Source organism: Pedobacter sp. Leaf216 (genome assembly GCF_001421515.1).
Classification (GTDB): Bacteria; Bacteroidota; Bacteroidia; order Sphingobacteriales; family Sphingobacteriaceae; genus Pedobacter.
This window is the reverse complement of record NZ_LMKM01000036.1, coordinates 110,834-129,091: the sequence shown is the minus strand read 5'-3', so window position 1 is coordinate 129,091 and position 18,258 is coordinate 110,834. Positions and strand designations below refer to the sequence as shown.

Genomic DNA, 18,258 nt, shown 5'->3' with positions numbered 1-18,258 from the left:
AAATTATTCTTAATTTCACGGTTTCAAACACACACACACTTAAACACACAAATGAAAAAGGTTTTATTATTGTTATTAATGGCCACAATGTTTATTGCATTGCCCGCTGTTAAGAGTTACGCTATTGTAACCCAAGATACCACATCAACCGCTCCTCCCGATGATATTGTTTTTACCGAGGTTGGTTCTGCACAGGATAGTGCGGCGAATCATCTTGTAAAAGACACTGTAAAAAAAGATACAACGAAGGCAACCACCTTAAAGACAACAAAAACCACTGATTCTGAAAAACTAACCCTTTGGCAAACTTTTCTTAAAGGTTTATTTGGTGGGTTTTTGGCTTTTTTAATGCCATGTATATTTCCAATGGTGCCATTAACCATTAGCTATTTTACAAAAAGAGCAGGGAGTAGAAAAAAAGGGATAGGACAAGCAATAATCTATGGTATTTCGATAATCGTTATTTACGTCGTTTTTGGATTACTGATTACTTTAATTTTCGGTTCTGGGAAATTAAATGAATTGAGTAGCAGTGGATGGTTTAATTTTGCTTTCTTTATCCTGCTCATCATATTTGCCATTTCTTTTTTCGGCGCATTTGAAATCACATTGCCAAGTTCTTTTGTAAATAAAATTGATCAAAAAGCAGATTCGAGTAAAGGTTTAGGCGGTATCTTTTTTATGGCCGCTTCTTTAGCACTGGTATCATTTTCTTGTACAGGGCCAATCATCGGAACTTTACTTGTTGAGGCTAGCTCAAAGGGAGCTGTGCTCGGCCCTGCAGTAGGAATGTTTGGCTTTGCTTTGGCTTTGGCATTACCCTTTACCTTATCTGCAATCTTCCCAGGCTTTTTAAATACGCTCCCTAAATCTGGTGGTTGGTTAAATAGTGTAAAAGTTTGCTTGGGCTTCCTAGAACTTGCGTTAGCTTTAAAATTTTTATCTGCCGCAGATTTGGTATGGCATTGGGAGTGGTTTGATAGAGAGATCTTCCTTTGTTTATGGATCGTTATTTTTACTTTAATGGGCATTTATCTGCTGGGTAAAATTAAGTTTTCTCATGATAGCGATTTACCTTTCGTATCAGTGCCCCGATTATTTTTCGCCATTTTATCATTCTCATTTGCGGTTTACATTTTACCCGGATTATGGGGGGCACCAGTAAATGTATTAAGTGGATTAGCTCCTCCTCTTAATACACAAGATTTTATTTTAGGCGGCAACACTCAGGCATCAAACAGTTCTTCCAATTTTCCTGCTTCTGTAAAATATCAGGATGTTTTACATCCTCCACATGGCTTTAATGCATTTTTTGATTTGGAAGAAGGATTAGCATTTGCAAAAAAAGTAAACAAACCAGTGATGATCGATTTTACCGGACATGCGTGTGTGAATTGCAGAAAAATGGAAGATAAAGTCTGGATAAATTCAGAAGTAGGACGTTTAATTAAAGAAGAATTTGTTTTAATACAGCTTTACGTTGATGAAACATCAGTTAAAGTGCCGTCTAATCAAGTTCATTATTCTTCTATTTTGCGCAAAAACACAGAAACTTTAGGCGCGTGGAATGCAGATTTTCAGGCAACGAAGTATAATTCTAATTCTCAGCCTTTTTATGTACTGGCTGGTCATGACCTTAATGCTTTAGTTAAACCAGAAGGAGCAATCTTTGATGCAAAAGAATATGCACTATATTTGCAAAGCGCCTTAGATATTTTCAAAGGAAAGAAACAAACAAATGAATAAGATTAAGAATATTGGTGTTTTAACCTCTGGTGGCGATTCGCCAGGCATGAACGCCGCAATTAGGGCCGTAGTTAGGGGCTCTATTTATTATGATATTGAAGTAACCGGTTTTATCCGTGGCTACGAAGGGCTGATCAATAATGATTATATCTCTATGGACCGCAAATCTGTAGCAAACATCATTCAGCGAGGTGGTACCATACTAAAAACCGCCAGAAGTGAAGCTTTTAGAACCGCAGAAGGTAGAAAAACCGCTTATGCTAACCTGAAAGCTTTAGGAATTGATGCCCTGATTGTAATAGGTGGGGATGGAACATTTACGGGTGCCAATATCTTTTCAAAGGAATTCGATTTTCCTATTGTGGGTTTGCCTGGTACGATTGATAACGATTTGGCAGGTACTGATTTTACAATTGGCTATGACTCTGCCATTAATACGGTTATTGATGCTGTAGACAGGATTAGAGATACTGCAGAATCACACGACAGGCTTTTTATTGTTGAGGTAATGGGGCGCGATTCTGGTTTAATTGCTTTAAGAAGCGGTATTGGTGTAGGTGCCGAAGCCATTATGATTCCTGAAGCAAACATGAATGCAGACGATATTTTGCACAAACTTGAACATAGCCGTAAAGATAAAGCCTCAAAAATTATTATTGTGGCCGAAGGAGATGATACCGGTGGTGCTTTTAAAGTTGGCGAAATTCTTCAAGAGAAATACCCGCATTATGATACGAAAGTGTCGGTTTTGGGGCATATCCAACGTGGAGGAAAACCAACCTGTATGGATCGCGTATTGGCCAGCAGGTTGGGTGTTGCTGCTGTAGAAGGCTTAATTAATGGCGAAAGTGGTGTAATGGCTGGTCAGATAAACCGGGAAATTGTATTTACTCCTTTCGATCATGCTATTAAACACATTAACGCTGAAAAAGTGAGCGCAAAATGGTTGAAGCTAATTGATATTCTTTCGTTTTAAGCGAAAAAAATGAATTATAAAAGAAAAGTCTTTCCCGCACCGGAAAGACTTTCTTGTTTTTGCTTAGTTTTTCGCGATAAGCAATTTCTTAATCTTCTAAAATTACAGCTGTGCCATTGGCACTTACCATTAACATGCTGCCACCGCTCCCAACGGTTTCATAATCCAAATCAACTCCAACAATTGCATTTGCGCCTAACGCTGCTGCATACTGTTGCATTTCGTTAACAGCTGTATCTTTTCCCTCTCGTAAAACGCGTTCATAGGAACTCGATCTCCCTCCTACTATATCTGTTATCCCAGCAAATAAATCCTTAAAAATATTTGCTCCAATAATCGTTTCGCCGGTAACTAAACCGATATATTTTATAATTTTTCTGCCCTCAACTGTAGGCGTTGTGGTTACTAACATAGTTTCAGTTTTTTAATTAGAACATCTTCTTTAAGAAATGTTACATTTTTTCGAATGTATTGAGAAAGATCTTTGAAAAATAAATTTATGTAATCGGGAAAGTTTTTGCATCAATATTAAAAATCAAGTTATGAGCGCATCTAAAACCTTCCTCACCCTCCTTTTACTTTTGGTTTCATTTTTTCTTCGGGCGCAAATGCCTGTATTAAAGGTACAACAGGCCGAAACCAGCGATCAAAAAGATGTGGTTAAACTTAAAAAGTTAGCCATTGATGTGCAGATTACCGGAAACATAGCCACAACGGTAATGACAATGACTTTCTACAATAACAGCAGCCGCATTTTAGAAGGCGAACTTACTTTCCCTATGCCAGAGGGTGTAAGCATAAACCGTTATGCTTTAGATATAAATGGAAAAATGCGTGAGGCGGTGCCGGTAGAAAAAGCCAAGGCAACAGAAGTTTTCGAAAGTATTGAGCGGCGCAGGGTTGATCCAGGCTTACTGGAAAAGGTGGAAGGAAATAATTTCCGTACCAGAATTTACCCATTGCCTGCTAATGGAAGTAGAACAATTATTGTGGGTTATGAGGAAGAACTGGGTTTTAGCAAAGGAAATGCTTTAAAGTATCATTTGCCTTTGGATTATAACCAAGCTATAGAAAACTTTACTTTGAAAACCACTGTGTATGAGAGTATTGTAAAGCCTGAGCTTGGTGAACAGCCCGATGGAAGTTTTGATTTAAAAGTTAACGGAAATACATATGTAGGCGAAATTAATAAAAGCAACTATAAACCAAAAAAGGGGCTCACAATTAATCTTCCAAAAAGGAATAATCTGCCAGAGGTACAAATGCAAAAAGCTTCATCTGGATATTATTTTCTTGTTAATGTTTTTCCTAAAATAGAAAGCCGCAAAAAGCAATGGGCAAACAATATTGGTTTAATCTGGGATGTATCGTTAAGTGGCCTTCAACGAGATACCGAGAAAGAAATACAATTGCTAGATTTAATGATCAGGCAAAAACAAAACTTAACAATACAATTGGGCCTGGTTAACAACGGCTTTAAATATGCAGGAACTTTCATTATCAATAACGGAAATTGGACTGAACTGAGAAACAAATTAAAAAGTTTAGTGTACGATGGCGGTACAAATTTCAGTGCGATAAATACGAGAGCTCTCCAGGCCGATGAGTATATTTTATTCAGCGACGGGCTATCCACCTTCGGTAAAAACACGGTAGCATTAAATAAACCCATTCATTGCATCAATACCGCGCTAAAGGCTGATTACAGCACTTTGAAATTCATCAGCATGAAAACTGGCGGACAATTTGTTAATCTGAATTCCATTTCTGTTGAAGATGGATTTAAACAACTGAACCAGCAAAATCTACAGTTTTTAGGAATTAAAAACGGCAGCAACGTTAGGCAAACTTATCCATCATTGAGGGTAAACGTAAACGGTCATTTTTCGCTTGCAGGTATTATGAACGAATTTAATACTGAGTTTATTCTGCAATTCGGCTTTGGAAATACGGTGGTTTCAGAACAGGCAGTCCGTTTAAACCCTACAGAACACACTTTAAGCAGTATTGATGTAAGCCGCGTTTGGGCACAAAAGAAAATTGCAGAAATGGATATCCGTTACGACGAAAATAAAGATGATATCAGTATTTTGAGTAAACAGTTTGGGATCGTTACACGGAACACCAGCCTGATTGTATTGGAAAATCTAGACGATTATATACGTTATGACATAGCACCTCCAGTTGAACTTCAACAGGCTTACAATGCTGTTTTAAAGCAACGCAGAACAGCCATTTTGGAGCGAAAGGAAGATTTGATAAATGCTGCCGCCGCCATGACAAAGGAGCTAAAAGCCTGGTGGAACACCGATTTTAGTTATAAAGAACCTGAAAAGAAAAAGGAAAGATATCCCGACCCGGGGCAAAGGGATATGATCGGAGATCCTACATTATATGGGTCTTCTGATACGAGGCCCAAAAGTAGCCGGGCTGAAGTTGCTAAAGTAGCTGAAATGGTTGTGCCTTCGCCACAGGCTATCGCTGTTTCGCTATCTCCTCCTACCGGGGCAGCGAGACGGGCCGCAAAAAGCAACCAATTAAATGAGATTGTAGTTGTTGGCTACGCAACGCAACGAAAAGCTGTGGTAACAGGGGCGGTAACCTCAGTTTCGGATAATAAAGTTTTCGAAGGTTCGGGCAATGCGCTTACAGGAAAAGTTGCCGGAGTTAATGTAACACTAAAAGATAAGGCTAAGGTACCGCAACCTCAACCAACAATTTTACTACCCGAGTTCAAAAGCGATAAAGATTATATGAAAAGTTTGGTAGGCAAGCCAGATAGTGCTTACATGGCCTATTTAAAAATAAGGCCTAAATATATCAGTACGCCTATGTTTTATTTTGATGTGGCCAACTGGTTTTATCAGCAAAAGGATAGCGTTAGGGCGCTAACCATTTTGAGTAATATTGCTGATCTTGACCTCGAAAATGCCGATTTATACAAAACCCTGGCTTATAAACTGAAACAAACGGGTAATTATAATAACGAGATTTTTATTACTCAAAAAATACTGCAGTGGCGGCCTATGGATGCGCAAAGTTACCGTGATTATGCGTTGGCCTTGGCTGATCAGGGGCAATATCAGGCTGCTTTAGATAACCTCTACAAAGTACTTACTCAAAGTTATAATAGCCAGATTGCCGATAGAGATCAGGGGATTGAAGAAATTATAATATCCGAAATAAATAACCTGATTGTAAAATATGGCAATAAACTGGATACAAAAGGAATAGATAAGCGTTTGATTCAGCCTTTGCCTGTTGATGTGCGCGTTGTACTTAACTGGAATAAAAATGATACCGATATCGATTTATGGTTAACTGACCCAACGGGCGAAAAAGGGTTTTACGGCAATTCAAAAACAAAAATTGGTGGCAGAATCAGTAACGATTTTACTTCAGGTTATGGTCCGGAGCAGTTTATGATCAAAAAAGCAATAAAGGGAAAATATAAAATTGAGGTTAATTATTATGGTGACCGGCAGATAAATATCAGCGGACCAACAACTGTAACTGCAGAAATTTATACCCGGTATGCTACAGGCAAACAGCAAAGAAAAGTTATTGTATTGCCTTTGGCATCAGGAAATAGCGGAGGTAATTTTGTTGGTGAGTTTAATTTTTAAAAGGTGATAACATCAATTAAATAATTTAATGGATCAGAGTTGTCAATTTATAGCCAGTTTGCTGGAAGGTTGACAACTCTTTTAAAAATTAGATTTCTCCATTATCCTATACGTCAATCGAAACGACGGATCTTTTTCAAATTTAAAGCAGTAAACCTGCTACTTCCTCCCAGTTGTTTACCCGTTCGAATTCGGTAACCAGTAAATTATGAGGAGAGGTAAACAATAATGGCCTGCCCGCAAAATTTACAAAGTTTTTTGTACGGTCGTCTATTATAATGTCAACGTTTACAATTTTATTTCCGCAGAACATAATGTGCTGCCAATCAATAAACGGAAAATGCTCTGCCATCCAATCATACTTATCAATTAATGAATTGCGAAATTCCATAGCTGCAGAAACAATGTAAACATCATATTTTTCTTGTAGGGCTTTAATTACCCGCTGGCTGTCTTCTATCACTTCAAGATCGCGAAAAAAGCCCGGCTCATTGATATATTCAAACCATTTCTGGTTAACATCTTGTGGTACGTGGTGATAAATTTCGTTTCCGGCATCGATTTTTAAATCAAGCGGAACATTATAATCCCGGTTATATAATTTGATAAATTTTCCAACGGCATCGGCAATCACCTCGTCCATATCAATCGCAATTCTTTTCATTTTGTAGCTGCAAATATTTTGGCGCAAATATCCTGAAAACAAAGAAATTAAACTATGTTTTTAATTTACAGTATTTTAGTTATCTTTGCAGCCCCGCAGCATGTAGCTCCGGGAACTATGTTGAATACATAAATACAAAAGAAAATGGCAACTAAAATCAGATTGCAAAGATTCGGTAAAAAAGGAAAACCTTTTTTCCACGTTGTGGTAGCAGATTCTCGCTCTCCACGTGATGGTAAATTTATTGAGCGTTTAGGTTCTTACAACCCAAACACCAATCCTGCTACCATCGAAATTAACTTCGAAAAAACTTTAGCTTGGGTTAACAGTGGTGCACAACCAACTGATACTGCTCGTGCTATCCTTTCTTACAAAGGTGTTTTATACAAAAAACACTTAGAAGGTGGTGTTAAAAAAGGAGCTTTAACTCAAGAACAGGCAGATGAAAAATTTGCAACTTGGTTAGATGCTAAAGCAGGTAAAATTTCTGGTAAATCAGAAGGTTTAGCTACTTCTAAAGCAGATGCACGCAAAGCAGCTTTAGCAGCAGAAGCAAAGAAAAAAGAAGATAAAGCAGCAGCTATCGCAGCTAAAAATGCACCAGTTGCAGAAGAAGTTGTTGAAGAAGAAGCACCAGCTGTTGAGGCTGAGGCAACTGAAGAAGCTCCTGCAGCAGAAGCTACTAAAGAAGAAGGAGCAGAATAATTTTAATTATTTTGTTTTAAAAAATAGCGTTCCGAATTTCCGGAACGCTATTTTTATTTAAAGATGATATTTACAGTTCGTCATGCTGCCCGATGTCAAATCGCAATCAGCATCTTTCATTTTATAGATCCCGAAATTATTCTGGGTGGCGATTGAATTTGAATATGAAACACGAAGAAGCATTTTACATAGGTTACGTTACAAAAACGCGGGGTTTAAAAGGAGAAGTTCAGGTCTTTTTTGAATTCGACGATTATGAGCAACTGGAGTTTGATGTCGTTTTTGCAGATATGAACGGCAAACTGGTTCCTTATTTTGTAGCATCGGCAAAATTGCAAGCCAATAAAACGGGTTATTTTAATTTTGATGATGCAGACCATATTGATAAAGTACAACCACTTTTAAAGAAAAAATTATACCTCCCGCTTTCGCAAATGCCCGAACGGGAAGAAGGAGAATTTTTCTATACCGATTTTAATGGTTATGTGGCTATTGATGAAACCCTTGGCGAACTTGGCGAAATTATTGAAGTAAACGAATACCCGCAGCAATTTGTGGCAACGGTGATGTATAAGGATACCGAAGTTTTATTCCCCTTGAATGAAGATTTTATAGTGGAATATGATGAGGATAAAAAAACACTAACCCTCGATTTACCAGAAGGTTTACTCGATATTTATTTAGCACAATAATAACTGTAGCAAAAAACTTTTTCTGTGGTTTTTCGTTCTAGCTGTAATGAGGTATCTGTTTGCTATAGTGATCGTTTTGTTATTTGCTTGTAACCGGGCTAAACGAAATGATCAAGCCGCAAACAAACGCGTTTCAAACACACGGAGTTTAACCCAAAAGGATTCCATACAAAAGGTAGCCCTGGTTGCATTAAAGGCCTTAAAAGCACAAGATTATAGTGGTTTCGCATCTTGCTTCCATCCTACCGAAGGTGTCCGTTTTTCTCCTTATGGTTTTGTAGATTTTACCCATAAACAAACCCTGGCTAAAGATTTTTTAGAAGCCATAAATAAGAACTGGATATTAACCTGGGGGCATTACGATGGCTCTGGTGCAGCAATTAAACTCAGGGTTAAACCTTACATCCAACGCTACATTTACAATGCCGATTATTTAACGGCCGAGAAAAAAGCTTACGACTCATTTATCGGAGGTGGCAACTCTATCAATAACCTTAAAGAGGTTTATCCCCAACTGCATTTTACTGAATATTATTTTAAAGGCTTTGATAAAAAGTATACAGGTTTAGACTGGAGCAGTTTAAAGTTTGTATTTAAAAAATATCAAAGTAATTATTATCTCGTTGCCGTTATACACGATCAATGGACGGCCTAGCAGCGCAAAATTCGAGTTCAGACTAAAGACTTCAGACTAAAGCCTTACCTTTGCCCCATGCGTTTCGATATTATAACAGTTCTGCCCGCTTTATTAGAAAGTCCGTTTGCTCATTCTATTCTACAGCGCGCACAAAAAAAGGGCATTGCCGAAATTGTAGTACATAATCTGCGTGATTATGCAACCAACAAACAAAAAAGTGTAGATGATTACCAGTACGGTGGTGGTAGCGGCATGGTAATGAGTATTGAGCCTTTTGCAGCCTGTATTGAAAAACTTCAGGCAGAGCGCGAATATGATGAAATTATCTTCATGAGTCCTGACGGTGTTACTTTAAATCAAACTACAGCAAACGAACTCTCTATTAAGCAGAACATCATTATTTTATGCGGGCATTATAAGGGCATAGATCAACGTATACGCGATATCTTTGTAACAAGGGAGATCTCGGTAGGTGATTATGTTTTAAGCGGTGGTGAGCTTCCTGCTGCGATTGTGGTTGATGCTGTTGTGCGTTTAATCCCTGGTGTTTTAAATGATGAAACTTCTGCCTTATCGGATAGTTTTCAGGGCGAACTGCTCGATGCACCTGTTTACACACGTCCGGCCGATTGGCGGGGACATAAGGTGCCTGATGTTTTGTTAAGCGGCCATGAGGCAAAAGTGAATGAGTGGCGGCACGATCAAGCCTTGGCGCGTACAAAAAGCCGTCGGCCTGACCTTTTGGAATAGAAGCATTTAACACATTCGAATGTGGAATTCGTAAAGATTGTGGAAAAAATTAAAATAGGTTTTTTTATATCAAAAAAAATCCCTAATATTGCAATCCGATTTTCAAGGTAAAGAAAGTTGGTTTAATAGCTTAAAATCATGGATTTAGTAAAATTTGTTGAAGAGCAGGCCATCGCGAAAAAAGATTTTCCTGCGTTCAAGTCTGGCGATACAGTGAGCGTACACTATAAAATTCGCGAAGGTAATAAAGAACGTGTTCAAATTTACCAAGGTGTTGTAATACAACGTAACAGTGCAGGTGCTAATGAAACCTTCACCGTACGTAAAATGAGCAACGGCGTTGGTGTTGAGCGTATTTTTCCTTTTAATTCTCCAAACATTGAGAAAGTAGAAGTGAATAGCTATGGTAAAGTTCGTAGAGCGAAATTGTTCTATTTACGTGCTTTAACTGGTAAAGCTGCTCGTATCAAATCTTTGAGAAAATAATATTCTTTATTATACGATATAGCCTTCACGATTAATTTCGTGGAGGTTTTTTTGTTTATACCTTTGTTACATGTTAAACTCTGCTTTTTTCGACCAAATTATTTGGGGCAACACTGTAAAAGCCTATTTCCTTTTTGGAGGCATACTTTTTTTAGGTCTGGTTTTTAAAAACATTGTTTCGAAGCTTTTAAGCAGGTTACTTTTTAAGCTTTTCAAAAACTTTTCCAATCAATCTCATAATGATGCCTTTGTAGCCCTGCTGGTAAAACCGATCGAGGTTTTTATTCTGCTAGCTACGCTGTATCTTTCCATTAATCAGCTTAAACATCCGCTGGAAGTTGCTGTTTTTCATTACAGTAAATTAATTGGTAAAGTAAAAGAATTAATTCCGGTAACGATTGGCGATTGTATTGACCGGATATTTCTTTTTGGAATTATACTCTCAGTCTTTTGGATCATTTTAAGGATAATCGATTTTATCAGTCACGTATTACTCTATAAAGCTTCACTTACCGAAAATAAAGCCGACGATCAGCTGGTGCCGTTTTTAAAAGAATTATTTAAAACGGTTGTAATTTTTATTGGCTTTTTTACGCTTCTGGGTTTTGTATTTGAGGTTAATGTTTTAACGCTGATTACCGGTTTAGGGATCGGTGGTATTGCCATTGCCCTTGCTGCTAAAGAAAGCTTGGAGAACCTGATAGGCTCTTTTACCATCTTTTTAGACAAACCTTTTACTGTTGGAGATCTTGTAAAGGTGGATGGTGTGGAAGGAACCGTTGAAAAGGTTGGTTTTAGAAGTACAAGAATCAGAACTTCGGAAAAAACGATGGCTACTATCCCTAACAGAGGTATGATCGACGGAGTTTTAGAAAATCTGTCGCTCCGGAATTCACGTAAAGTATCCTTTATAATCGGACTTACCTACGAAACCAACTCGGAATCACTTAGAAGAATTATTACCGAAATAGAAAGCTATATCAACAACCACGTAGGTACAAGTGACGATGGTAACGCTTCTTTTAAAAGTTTTGGCGATTCGGGATTAAACGTAGAGGTTAATTACTTTGTAACGGTGCTTAATTACGCAGAATTCCTCAAAATAAGGCAGGAAATCAATTTAGAAATTATGGATATTGTAATCCGTAACAAATCAGATTTTGCTTACCCTACACAACGTTTAATTAGCGATAGGCCAACTGCTGCGGTAAATAAAGAAGAAGTAGGTAATGATGCTACGGATTAAAATCTATCAGTTATGCTTGCTTAGTCTGTGTCCTTGCAGACTACAGCTTATATTATTATCTAAAATTGATGGTATTAGACGTTTTAGATAATGGATAGAAAATATTTCTTGTTTGGAAAGCAAGTGTAGCGGTGCTATTGAAGTTTGTTCCTGCTCCAGCTTCTGCCGGTTGAAATATCGGCATCTCGCTTCGATCAGGTTTATATGGGAACTTTTGTTTTTCAAATCCTTTTTGAAGGTCGATATCATATAAAAGCCGTTCCAATATGAATCGGAACGGCTTTTTAATGTGTTTATATTGTTCTACTAACTTAATGTGGCCAAGGTTGTTATGCCACCTTTAACAACCTGGTTAAGTTCTACGTTTACTTTAGTTCCAACCGGAAGAAAAACATCAACCCTCGATCCGAATTTAATAAAACCGAACTGTTCTGTTTGTATTACCTGATCTCCCTCTTTTACGTACCAAACAATCCTGCGGGCTAAAGCACCAGCAATTTGGCGGAATAATACAGGCGTACCGTTTTTGTGTTCTACTACTGTTGTGGTGCGTTCATTCTCGGTTGAAGATTTTGGGTTCCAGGCGGCAAGGTATTTACCAGGATGATATTTAAAGAATTTTACCACTCCCGAAATCGGGTTACGGTTGATGTGCACATTTACCGGTGACATAAAAATTGAAACCTGTAAACGTTTATCTTTAAAGTATTCTCCTTCTTCTGTTTCTTCAATTACCACTACTTTACCATCAGCAGGGCATACAACCAAATTTTCACCTGAAGAAAAACTGCGGGTCGGATTTCTGAAAAACTGAAGTACAATTATAAATAATGCGGCAGAAAAGATATAAATGAACCAGCGCAACCAGGTAATGTCATGGTATTTATAATCAACTATTGCGTTGATTACGAAAATAAACAGTATGCTTAATGCAATGGTGGTGTAACCTTCTTTATGTATGGTCATTGAGTTAAAAATTATTGGGCAAAGGTGCGAAAAATAAATTAATCCAATCTAAAAATTATGCACCCGTTGCTCTATAAATGTCGGTTAGGTTCCGGCCAAGGCCATTGTAATCTAAACCATATCCAACCACAAATTCGTTAGGTATTTCAAAACCAACATACTCCAGTTCTTCAATTTCGTACTTTAGTGCACTTGGTTTAAGTAAAAGTGAGCTTACTTTAACTGATGCAGGATTTTTTGCTTTAATCGTTTTTAAAATATGGGTTAGGGTTAAACCGGTATCTACAATATCTTCTACAATGATAATGTCTCTTCCTTCAATATTTTCTGGTAAACCGATCAGCTCTTTTACGTTTCCAGAGCTTGATGTTCCTTCATAAGATGCTACACGCATAAAAGCAATTTCGCAAGGCACATTAATTTCTTTAATTAAATCGGCCATAAATAAGAAACTTCCGTTTAACACACCTATAAATAACGGGCATTTACCCTCATAATCTACATTGAGTTGAATGCCCAATAAACGGATCCGTTTATTTAAAGTATCGTTTTCTAAAAATATCTCGAACTCTTTATCTTCTACTTTTATTTTGTGCATGCTGCCGTTAAATGGTTTAAATTATTGTTTGTAGAACTAGTAAACTAAAAATTTCCAACTAATTACTGTTGCGTTTTTTCCAGTTCTTTCTGTCTTCTTCGTTCTTCCCTGCGCTCCTGTCTCAATTGTTTTTTTGTTTTGGTGGTATCTGCCGGAGTAGTTACCGGTTTGCTTGCGGTATCCTTTTTAGCTCCTCCACCAAAAAGGCGTTCGAAGAAACTTTTATTTTTATCGTGTACAATTACAACAGGCAATCCATCTCCGTCATCATCAAAAGCATTGGTATCGATAACTGCAGTATCTGGAGCCAAATACCTACGTAAGCCCTCTCTTAAACGAACATTATAAAAACCATAACCAGAAGTATCGCTGGCTACTAGGCCCCTTCTTGCCATAATATTTCCCATAAACCTGAAATAATTAAACATGTAAGGTTTTAAGCTTCCATCGGCCATAAATTTATACATAGAAGCTTTTGGTTTAGGCACAATGCTGGCCAGAAACAATCCATCGCCAATGGTTAAATCAGCAGGTTGTTTTCCAAAATAATACCTTGATGCCTCTCCTATTCCATAAATGTTTTGGCCTAATTCCATAATATTGAAATAAACCTCCAACATCCGCTGTTTGCTTACCAGGTGGTTGTGCTCAATAAGCCAAACAATTAAGATCTCTTCTGCCTTGCGGGCCAGGGTTTTCTGCCGGCTTAAATAAACATTTTTAACCAGCTGCATACTGATGGTACTGCCACCGCGTTTAAATTTCTTTTCTTTAAAATTCACCGCAATAGATTTACGGATAGATTCTTCAACAAAACCATTGTGCGTAAAAAATGAAGGATCTTCTGCAGTTAATACGGCATTGATGAAGTTTTTCGAAATAGCAGATAATGGGGTAAAGTTTGGGTTAGATGGGCCAATGGTAATGTCGCGCATGGGCTTGCCGTACTCATAAGGCGTATAAACGAATGGGCTGTTTATTTTTTGTAAATTGGTTTTACCCCATTGTACAATTTTAAAGTTTACCGGAGTTAATGTAGAGCTGAACCGAACGCTATCCGGAATTTTCGTATCCAAATAAAAATTAAGGTTGTATTTAACTTTTCCTTGTACTTTTAGTCCTTCCAACGATTCGAATAAGCCTTGTGGAAACGCATCTAAAACGCCTTGTGCATCTTGTTCCTCGGCATTTAGCTTTAACTCATAAATTTTGTTTTTACCCAGTGTGTATTTAACGTAGGGATGAATCTGAGCATTTTTAAGGAATGCTGTTGAAGTGCTGTCGAGCGTAATGTAATTTGGTCCGACCAGAATATCTGCATCCAATTTTGCATGTTGTACAATAATATCATTTGAAGCAATCCGGGGTTGATTGATCAACATGTTTTTTACCGACCATGAACCAGAAATTTTATAATCATCTCCACTGTATTTTGCGTTTTTAAGTTCTGTTTGAAGGGTGTCGAAGCTTAATTTTGCGTGTAATTTATTGTTTAGGTAGGGCAATTCGAGTTTTTTTCCATCCGCATAAGCCGTAAACCGCAACTCTTTACTGCCTGGATTTACATAACCATCAACATGCCAGGTAGATTCGCCATTATTTACATTTATTGCCGATTTTAAGTCGCCACCATCTATTGTTGCCATGGTTGCAAAACTTAATTTGGCGGTATCATGATCGTTTAATTTAAAAATCATGTTCTGTACATCCATATCATCAGGTATTTTATATAAAACCTGATTTAAAATATTGCTCGCTATTTCTGATAGGTTAACCTTGCCCTTGTTTTCTGTGCTGTCCTTCTTTTTTCTTTTTAAAATGAAATCGATATTCGTGGTAGAGTCTTTAAGCACCACACTCACAAAACCATCGTTCAGTTTTACTTCTGAGAGCTTTACATTGCCAAAAATAAGAGGAAGAAGCTTTACGCCTACACTTAACTCACCAATGTTGGAGAGGGTATCGCGCTCTTTAGGAACAACAGAAATGTTCGTCATTTTTACGGTACTAAGGCCTGTAAAGCCAGCGGAGCCAATTTTAACTTCTAAGCCATAATCTTTATCGGCCTTTGCTATTGCCTTCGCCACCATTTTTTTAAGAAGTGCTTCCCTTTTGCTATACGCTACAGCACCCAAAGCGATACAAACAACTAAAAAAACACCTAAAACCCAGGCTCCGATTTTTAAATATTTTTTGGGGATCTTAATTTTTGGTATTCGCATATAGTCGTTAAAATGGTTAATTGCTTAAACGTAACAATTAAATGTTTATTTCGTGTTAAAATTACAGTTAAAAAGCCTAAATAAAAGTATTTATGGCTATGTTTTGTTAATTTTGAATTTAAATTAATACCATGCAGATTAGCCCGCAACAAGTTTTAGATGCGCTTAAAAATGTTGAAGATCCCGATCTTAAAAAAGATCTGGTTACTTTAAACATGATTAAAGATTTACAGATAACGGATAACCAGGTAAATTTTACATTAGAGCTTACTACACCAGCATGTCCTATGAAGGAGATGTTGAAAAATGCCTGTACAAATGCAATCAAACATTTTGTTTCGCAAACGGCAGAAGTAATCATCAATGTAACGTCGAGGGTTACCCAGCCAACCAATTCATCATCGTTAGATAACATCAAAAACATCATTTTGGTTTCATCTGGCAAAGGTGGCGTTGGTAAATCAACAGTGGCAAGCAATTTGGCGGTTGTATTGGCTAAAGATGGTGCTAAAGTGGGCCTAATCGATGCCGATATTTACGGGCCATCGGTACCCACGATGTTCGATCTTGTTGATGCCAAGCCTGGAGCTGAAGAAACTGCAGACGGGAAAACAAAAATTTTACCGATCGAAAAATACGGAATCAAGTTATTGTCGCTGGGTTTTTTTGCAGATCCGGGCCAACCTGTGCCATGGCGCGGACCAATGGCATCTAACGCGGTAAAGCAGTTGTTCAACGATACAAATTGGGGCGAATTGGATTATCTGATCGTAGATCTTCCACCGGGAACGGGCGATATCCACATTACCATAACTCAAAGTTTCCCTATTTCTGGCGCGGTGGTGGTTACCACACCTCAACAGGTAGCACTTGCCGATACCCACAAGGGTTTAGCTATGTTCAGGATGCCAGGAATTAATATTCCAATTTTAGGTGTTATAGAAAACATGTCGTATTTTACTCCTGCAGAATTGCCTGAGAATAAATATTATATCTTCGGAAAAGGTGGCGGTACTAAACTTGCTGAACGCTTTGATGTGCCATTTTTAGGTGAAATTCCGATTATACAAAGTATTTCGGAAGCCGGAGATAACGGAAAACCGGTTGCTTTGAACCAAAACCCTCTGTTGGATGTTATATTTGGTGATATTGCAAGTAAAATTGCACAGCAGATATCCATCAACAATGCGCAAATGGTGAATTGCTAAAAAATTACTATTTTTATAAATTAAAATATATATAATGAATTTAACAGAACAAGTAGAACAGGCATTGGAAACTATCAGGCCATATTTAAAGGCTGATGGAGGTGATGTTTCTGTTGAAGAAATTACATCAGAAGGAACGGTAAAGCTTAAGCTTTTAGGCAACTGTGGTTCTTGCCCGATGAGTTTCATGACTATGAAATCTGGTATTGAACAGGCAATTATGAAAGCCGTTCCACAGATCACTTCAGTTGTAGCCGTAAACATGGCCGAGCAGGATTAAGCTTTAACACTATTTAACAAGGAAGTTTTATTAATAAAATTACTTTTGTCTTAATGAGATATTGTATTGCCCTGATTTGCTTAATTTTTTCTGTAACCGCTTTTGCGCAACAAAAGCCGGCACAGGATAAACTCATCCAATTTTCTGGGATTATTACCGATATTGATAGTTCAAATGTGATTCCTTATGTTACCATCACCAATCTTTCTGCCAAGAGTAAAAGGGTTGGTGCTGATTATAGAGGGTATTTTACTTTTATTGTAAACCCTGGCGATACCATTTTATTTACCGCTATTGGTTACAAAAAATTTTCTACAGTAATTCCGGAAAGTACCCCTGATAGTAAGTACACCATTATGGTTAAATTAAAAGCCAATGTGATTGATTTACCATCAGTACGTGTTTTCCCTTGGGCCACAACAGAAGAATTTACCCGCGAGTTTTTATCAATGAAACTGGCGGATGATGATATGGCCATTGCCAAAAAGAACCTCTCCCGTTCCTCAATTGATGGTTTAATACAAACCTTACCGCGTGATGGGCAAGAAATCGGAAGTCAGAATTACAGGTATAATTTTGATAGGATGATCAATAAGAACATGGTGCAAACCAACCCCCTACTTAACCCTTTTGCCTGGGGCAAGCTGATGCAGCAGATCTTTGATGGCGATAAGAGCCGGACGAATTAGTCTGGGTACAGAGGTCCATTGCAAAAGATAATTATTACCTTAATTTTATTTTAGACGTATAAGAGCAATTAATAGCGACGAACCTTAAATAAAAAAGGGAAAATGTTTCCACTTTCCCTTTGATATCTTACATTAAAACTTATCTTTTCTTACTTTTATTCGGAAACTTCATTTTGTAATCCGTTTTGATATTTCCTTTCGAAATCGCATCCAGCTTGCTTTTAAGCATGGTTTTACGGAGCACACTTACTTTGTCGGTAAATAATTTACCTTCAATATGGTCGTATTCATGTTGGATTACGCGTGCTGGCATTCCGTCTACATCTTCAGTATGCTCTACCCAGTTTTCATCAAAATAAGTAATTTTGATATTAGGCTTGCGCATAATGTTTTCGCGGATATCAGGAATACTCAAACAGCCTTCGTTAAAACTCCAGGCTTCTCCGGTTTCTTCTAAAATTTCGGCGTTGATAAATACTTTTTTATAACCAGGTTTGCCATCTTCATCTTCACCGGTATCTACAATAAACAAACGGATAGGCAAGCCAATCTGAGGAGCGGCCAAACCTACACCATTTGCGTAATACATGGTGTCGAACATATCGCTGATCAATTGTTTTAGTTCTGGATAATCTTTATCAATATCGGTTCCTACCTTTTTTAAAACAGGATCGCCGTATGCTACTATTGGTAATTTCATTGTATAATATTTATGTCGTCCTTCATTACGGGTACGAAGCAGTTTTAATGCGCTGGTTGAACCAGCG

General features: G+C 37.7%; 19 protein-coding genes. 12 read left to right on the top strand and 7 right to left on the bottom strand.

Annotation, left to right across the window (positions count from 1 at the left end; genetic code table 11):
• Positions 1–51: 51 nt before the first annotated feature.
• Together ASE74_RS22280 and pfkA are read left to right on the top strand one after the other, a co-directional pair.
• Positions 52–1,746 carry a protein-disulfide reductase DsbD gene (locus ASE74_RS22280; protein WP_055914291.1) on the top strand — a complete coding sequence of 565 codons (1,695 nt, stop codon included), beginning with the start codon at positions 52–54 and terminating at the stop codon, positions 1,744–1,746.
• Entirely contained in the window at positions 1,739–2,722 is a 984-nt protein-coding gene (gene pfkA, locus ASE74_RS22275) for a 6-phosphofructokinase (protein WP_055914288.1), read from the top strand. The genes ASE74_RS22280 and pfkA overlap by 8 nt, the downstream gene beginning before the upstream one ends.
• Before the next feature lie 88 nt (positions 2,723–2,810).
• On the opposite strand, the gene ASE74_RS22270 is transcribed toward pfkA, so the two are convergent.
• Positions 2,811–3,134 carry a heavy metal-binding domain-containing protein gene (locus tag ASE74_RS22270; protein WP_029281519.1) on the bottom strand — a complete coding sequence of 108 codons (324 nt, stop codon included), beginning with the start codon at positions 3,132–3,134 and terminating at the stop codon, positions 2,811–2,813.
• 130 nt (positions 3,135–3,264) lie between these two features.
• On the opposite strand from ASE74_RS22270, the gene ASE74_RS22265 reads away from it, so the two are divergent.
• The gene (locus tag ASE74_RS22265) at positions 3,265–6,348 is read left to right on the top strand and encodes a VIT domain-containing protein (protein ID WP_055914284.1); all 3,084 of its coding nucleotides are present in this window, start codon (positions 3,265–3,267) and stop codon (positions 6,346–6,348) included.
• A gap of 142 nt (positions 6,349–6,490) precedes the next feature.
• Here the strand turns inward: ASE74_RS22265 and ASE74_RS22260 are convergent, their stop codons facing one another.
• On the bottom strand, positions 6,491–7,012 hold the full coding sequence (locus tag ASE74_RS22260) for a 5'-3'-deoxyribonucleotidase (RefSeq protein ID WP_055914282.1): 522 nt from the start codon (positions 7,010–7,012) through the stop codon (positions 6,491–6,493).
• Positions 7,013–7,156: 144 nt separating this feature from the next.
• On the opposite strand from ASE74_RS22260, the gene ASE74_RS22255 reads away from it, so the two are divergent.
• The 6 genes from ASE74_RS22255 (at position 7,157) to ASE74_RS22230 (ending at position 11,528) form a co-directional block, all read left to right on the top strand.
• The gene (locus ASE74_RS22255; protein WP_055914278.1) at positions 7,157–7,717 is read left to right on the top strand and encodes a 30S ribosomal protein S16; all 561 of its coding nucleotides are present in this window, start codon (positions 7,157–7,159) and stop codon (positions 7,715–7,717) included.
• A 164-nt stretch (positions 7,718–7,881) separates the two neighbouring features.
• Positions 7,882–8,409, top strand: a complete 528-nt coding sequence (gene rimM, locus ASE74_RS22250; protein WP_055914275.1) for a ribosome maturation factor RimM — start codon at positions 7,882–7,884, stop codon at positions 8,407–8,409.
• 46 nt (positions 8,410–8,455) lie between these two features.
• On the top strand, positions 8,456–9,064 hold the full coding sequence (locus ASE74_RS22245; protein ID WP_055914272.1) for a hypothetical protein: 609 nt from the start codon (positions 8,456–8,458) through the stop codon (positions 9,062–9,064).
• Between the two features lie 57 nt (positions 9,065–9,121).
• Positions 9,122–9,796 carry a tRNA (guanosine(37)-N1)-methyltransferase TrmD gene (gene trmD, locus ASE74_RS22240; RefSeq protein WP_055914269.1) on the top strand — a complete coding sequence of 225 codons (675 nt, stop codon included), beginning with the start codon at positions 9,122–9,124 and terminating at the stop codon, positions 9,794–9,796.
• Between the two features lie 138 nt (positions 9,797–9,934).
• Positions 9,935–10,282, top strand: coding sequence for a 50S ribosomal protein L19 (gene rplS / locus ASE74_RS22235; protein ID WP_039474107.1), 348 nt, complete (start codon positions 9,935–9,937; stop codon positions 10,280–10,282).
• A 70-nt stretch (positions 10,283–10,352) separates the two neighbouring features.
• Positions 10,353–11,528 (top strand): mechanosensitive ion channel family protein, encoded by a 1,176-nt coding sequence (locus ASE74_RS22230; RefSeq protein ID WP_055914266.1) that lies wholly within the window; start codon positions 10,353–10,355, stop codon positions 11,526–11,528.
• A 55-nt stretch (positions 11,529–11,583) separates the two neighbouring features.
• On the opposite strand, the gene ASE74_RS25390 is transcribed toward ASE74_RS22230, so the two are convergent.
• The 4 genes from ASE74_RS25390 to ASE74_RS22215 form a co-directional block, all read right to left on the bottom strand.
• Positions 11,584–11,712 carry a hypothetical protein gene (locus tag ASE74_RS25390; RefSeq protein ID WP_255352072.1) on the bottom strand — a complete coding sequence of 43 codons (129 nt, stop codon included), beginning with the start codon at positions 11,710–11,712 and terminating at the stop codon, positions 11,584–11,586.
• Between the two features lie 122 nt (positions 11,713–11,834).
• Positions 11,835–12,494 (bottom strand): phosphatidylserine decarboxylase family protein, encoded by a 660-nt coding sequence (locus ASE74_RS22225; protein ID WP_055914263.1) that lies wholly within the window; start codon positions 12,492–12,494, stop codon positions 11,835–11,837.
• A 55-nt stretch (positions 12,495–12,549) separates the two neighbouring features.
• Positions 12,550–13,092, bottom strand: coding sequence for a hypoxanthine phosphoribosyltransferase (gene hpt / locus ASE74_RS22220; protein ID WP_055914260.1), 543 nt, complete (start codon positions 13,090–13,092; stop codon positions 12,550–12,552).
• A gap of 62 nt (positions 13,093–13,154) precedes the next feature.
• Positions 13,155–15,314: a transglycosylase domain-containing protein gene (locus ASE74_RS22215; protein ID WP_055914258.1), complete on the bottom strand. Its 2,160-nt coding sequence runs from the start codon at positions 15,312–15,314 to the stop codon at positions 13,155–13,157.
• Between the two features lie 131 nt (positions 15,315–15,445).
• Between ASE74_RS22215 and ASE74_RS22210 the strand changes: the two genes are divergently transcribed.
• From ASE74_RS22210 to ASE74_RS22200, 3 genes are read left to right on the top strand one after another with little or no spacing between them, the layout of a single operon-like run.
• Complete coding sequence (locus ASE74_RS22210; protein ID WP_055914255.1) at positions 15,446–16,522, top strand: Mrp/NBP35 family ATP-binding protein; 1,077 nt, start codon at positions 15,446–15,448, stop codon at positions 16,520–16,522.
• Between the two features lie 34 nt (positions 16,523–16,556).
• Positions 16,557–16,802 carry a NifU family protein gene (locus ASE74_RS22205; protein ID WP_029274884.1) on the top strand — a complete coding sequence of 82 codons (246 nt, stop codon included), beginning with the start codon at positions 16,557–16,559 and terminating at the stop codon, positions 16,800–16,802.
• Between the two features lie 53 nt (positions 16,803–16,855).
• Positions 16,856–17,491 (top strand): hypothetical protein, encoded by a 636-nt coding sequence (locus ASE74_RS22200; RefSeq protein WP_055914252.1) that lies wholly within the window; start codon positions 16,856–16,858, stop codon positions 17,489–17,491.
• A 139-nt stretch (positions 17,492–17,630) separates the two neighbouring features.
• On the opposite strand, the gene def is transcribed toward ASE74_RS22200, so the two are convergent.
• A complete protein-coding gene (def, locus tag ASE74_RS22195) occupies positions 17,631–18,191 on the bottom strand; it encodes a peptide deformylase (RefSeq protein WP_055914249.1) in 561 nt (186 codons plus the stop codon).
• Between the last annotated feature and the right edge of the window lie 67 nt (positions 18,192–18,258).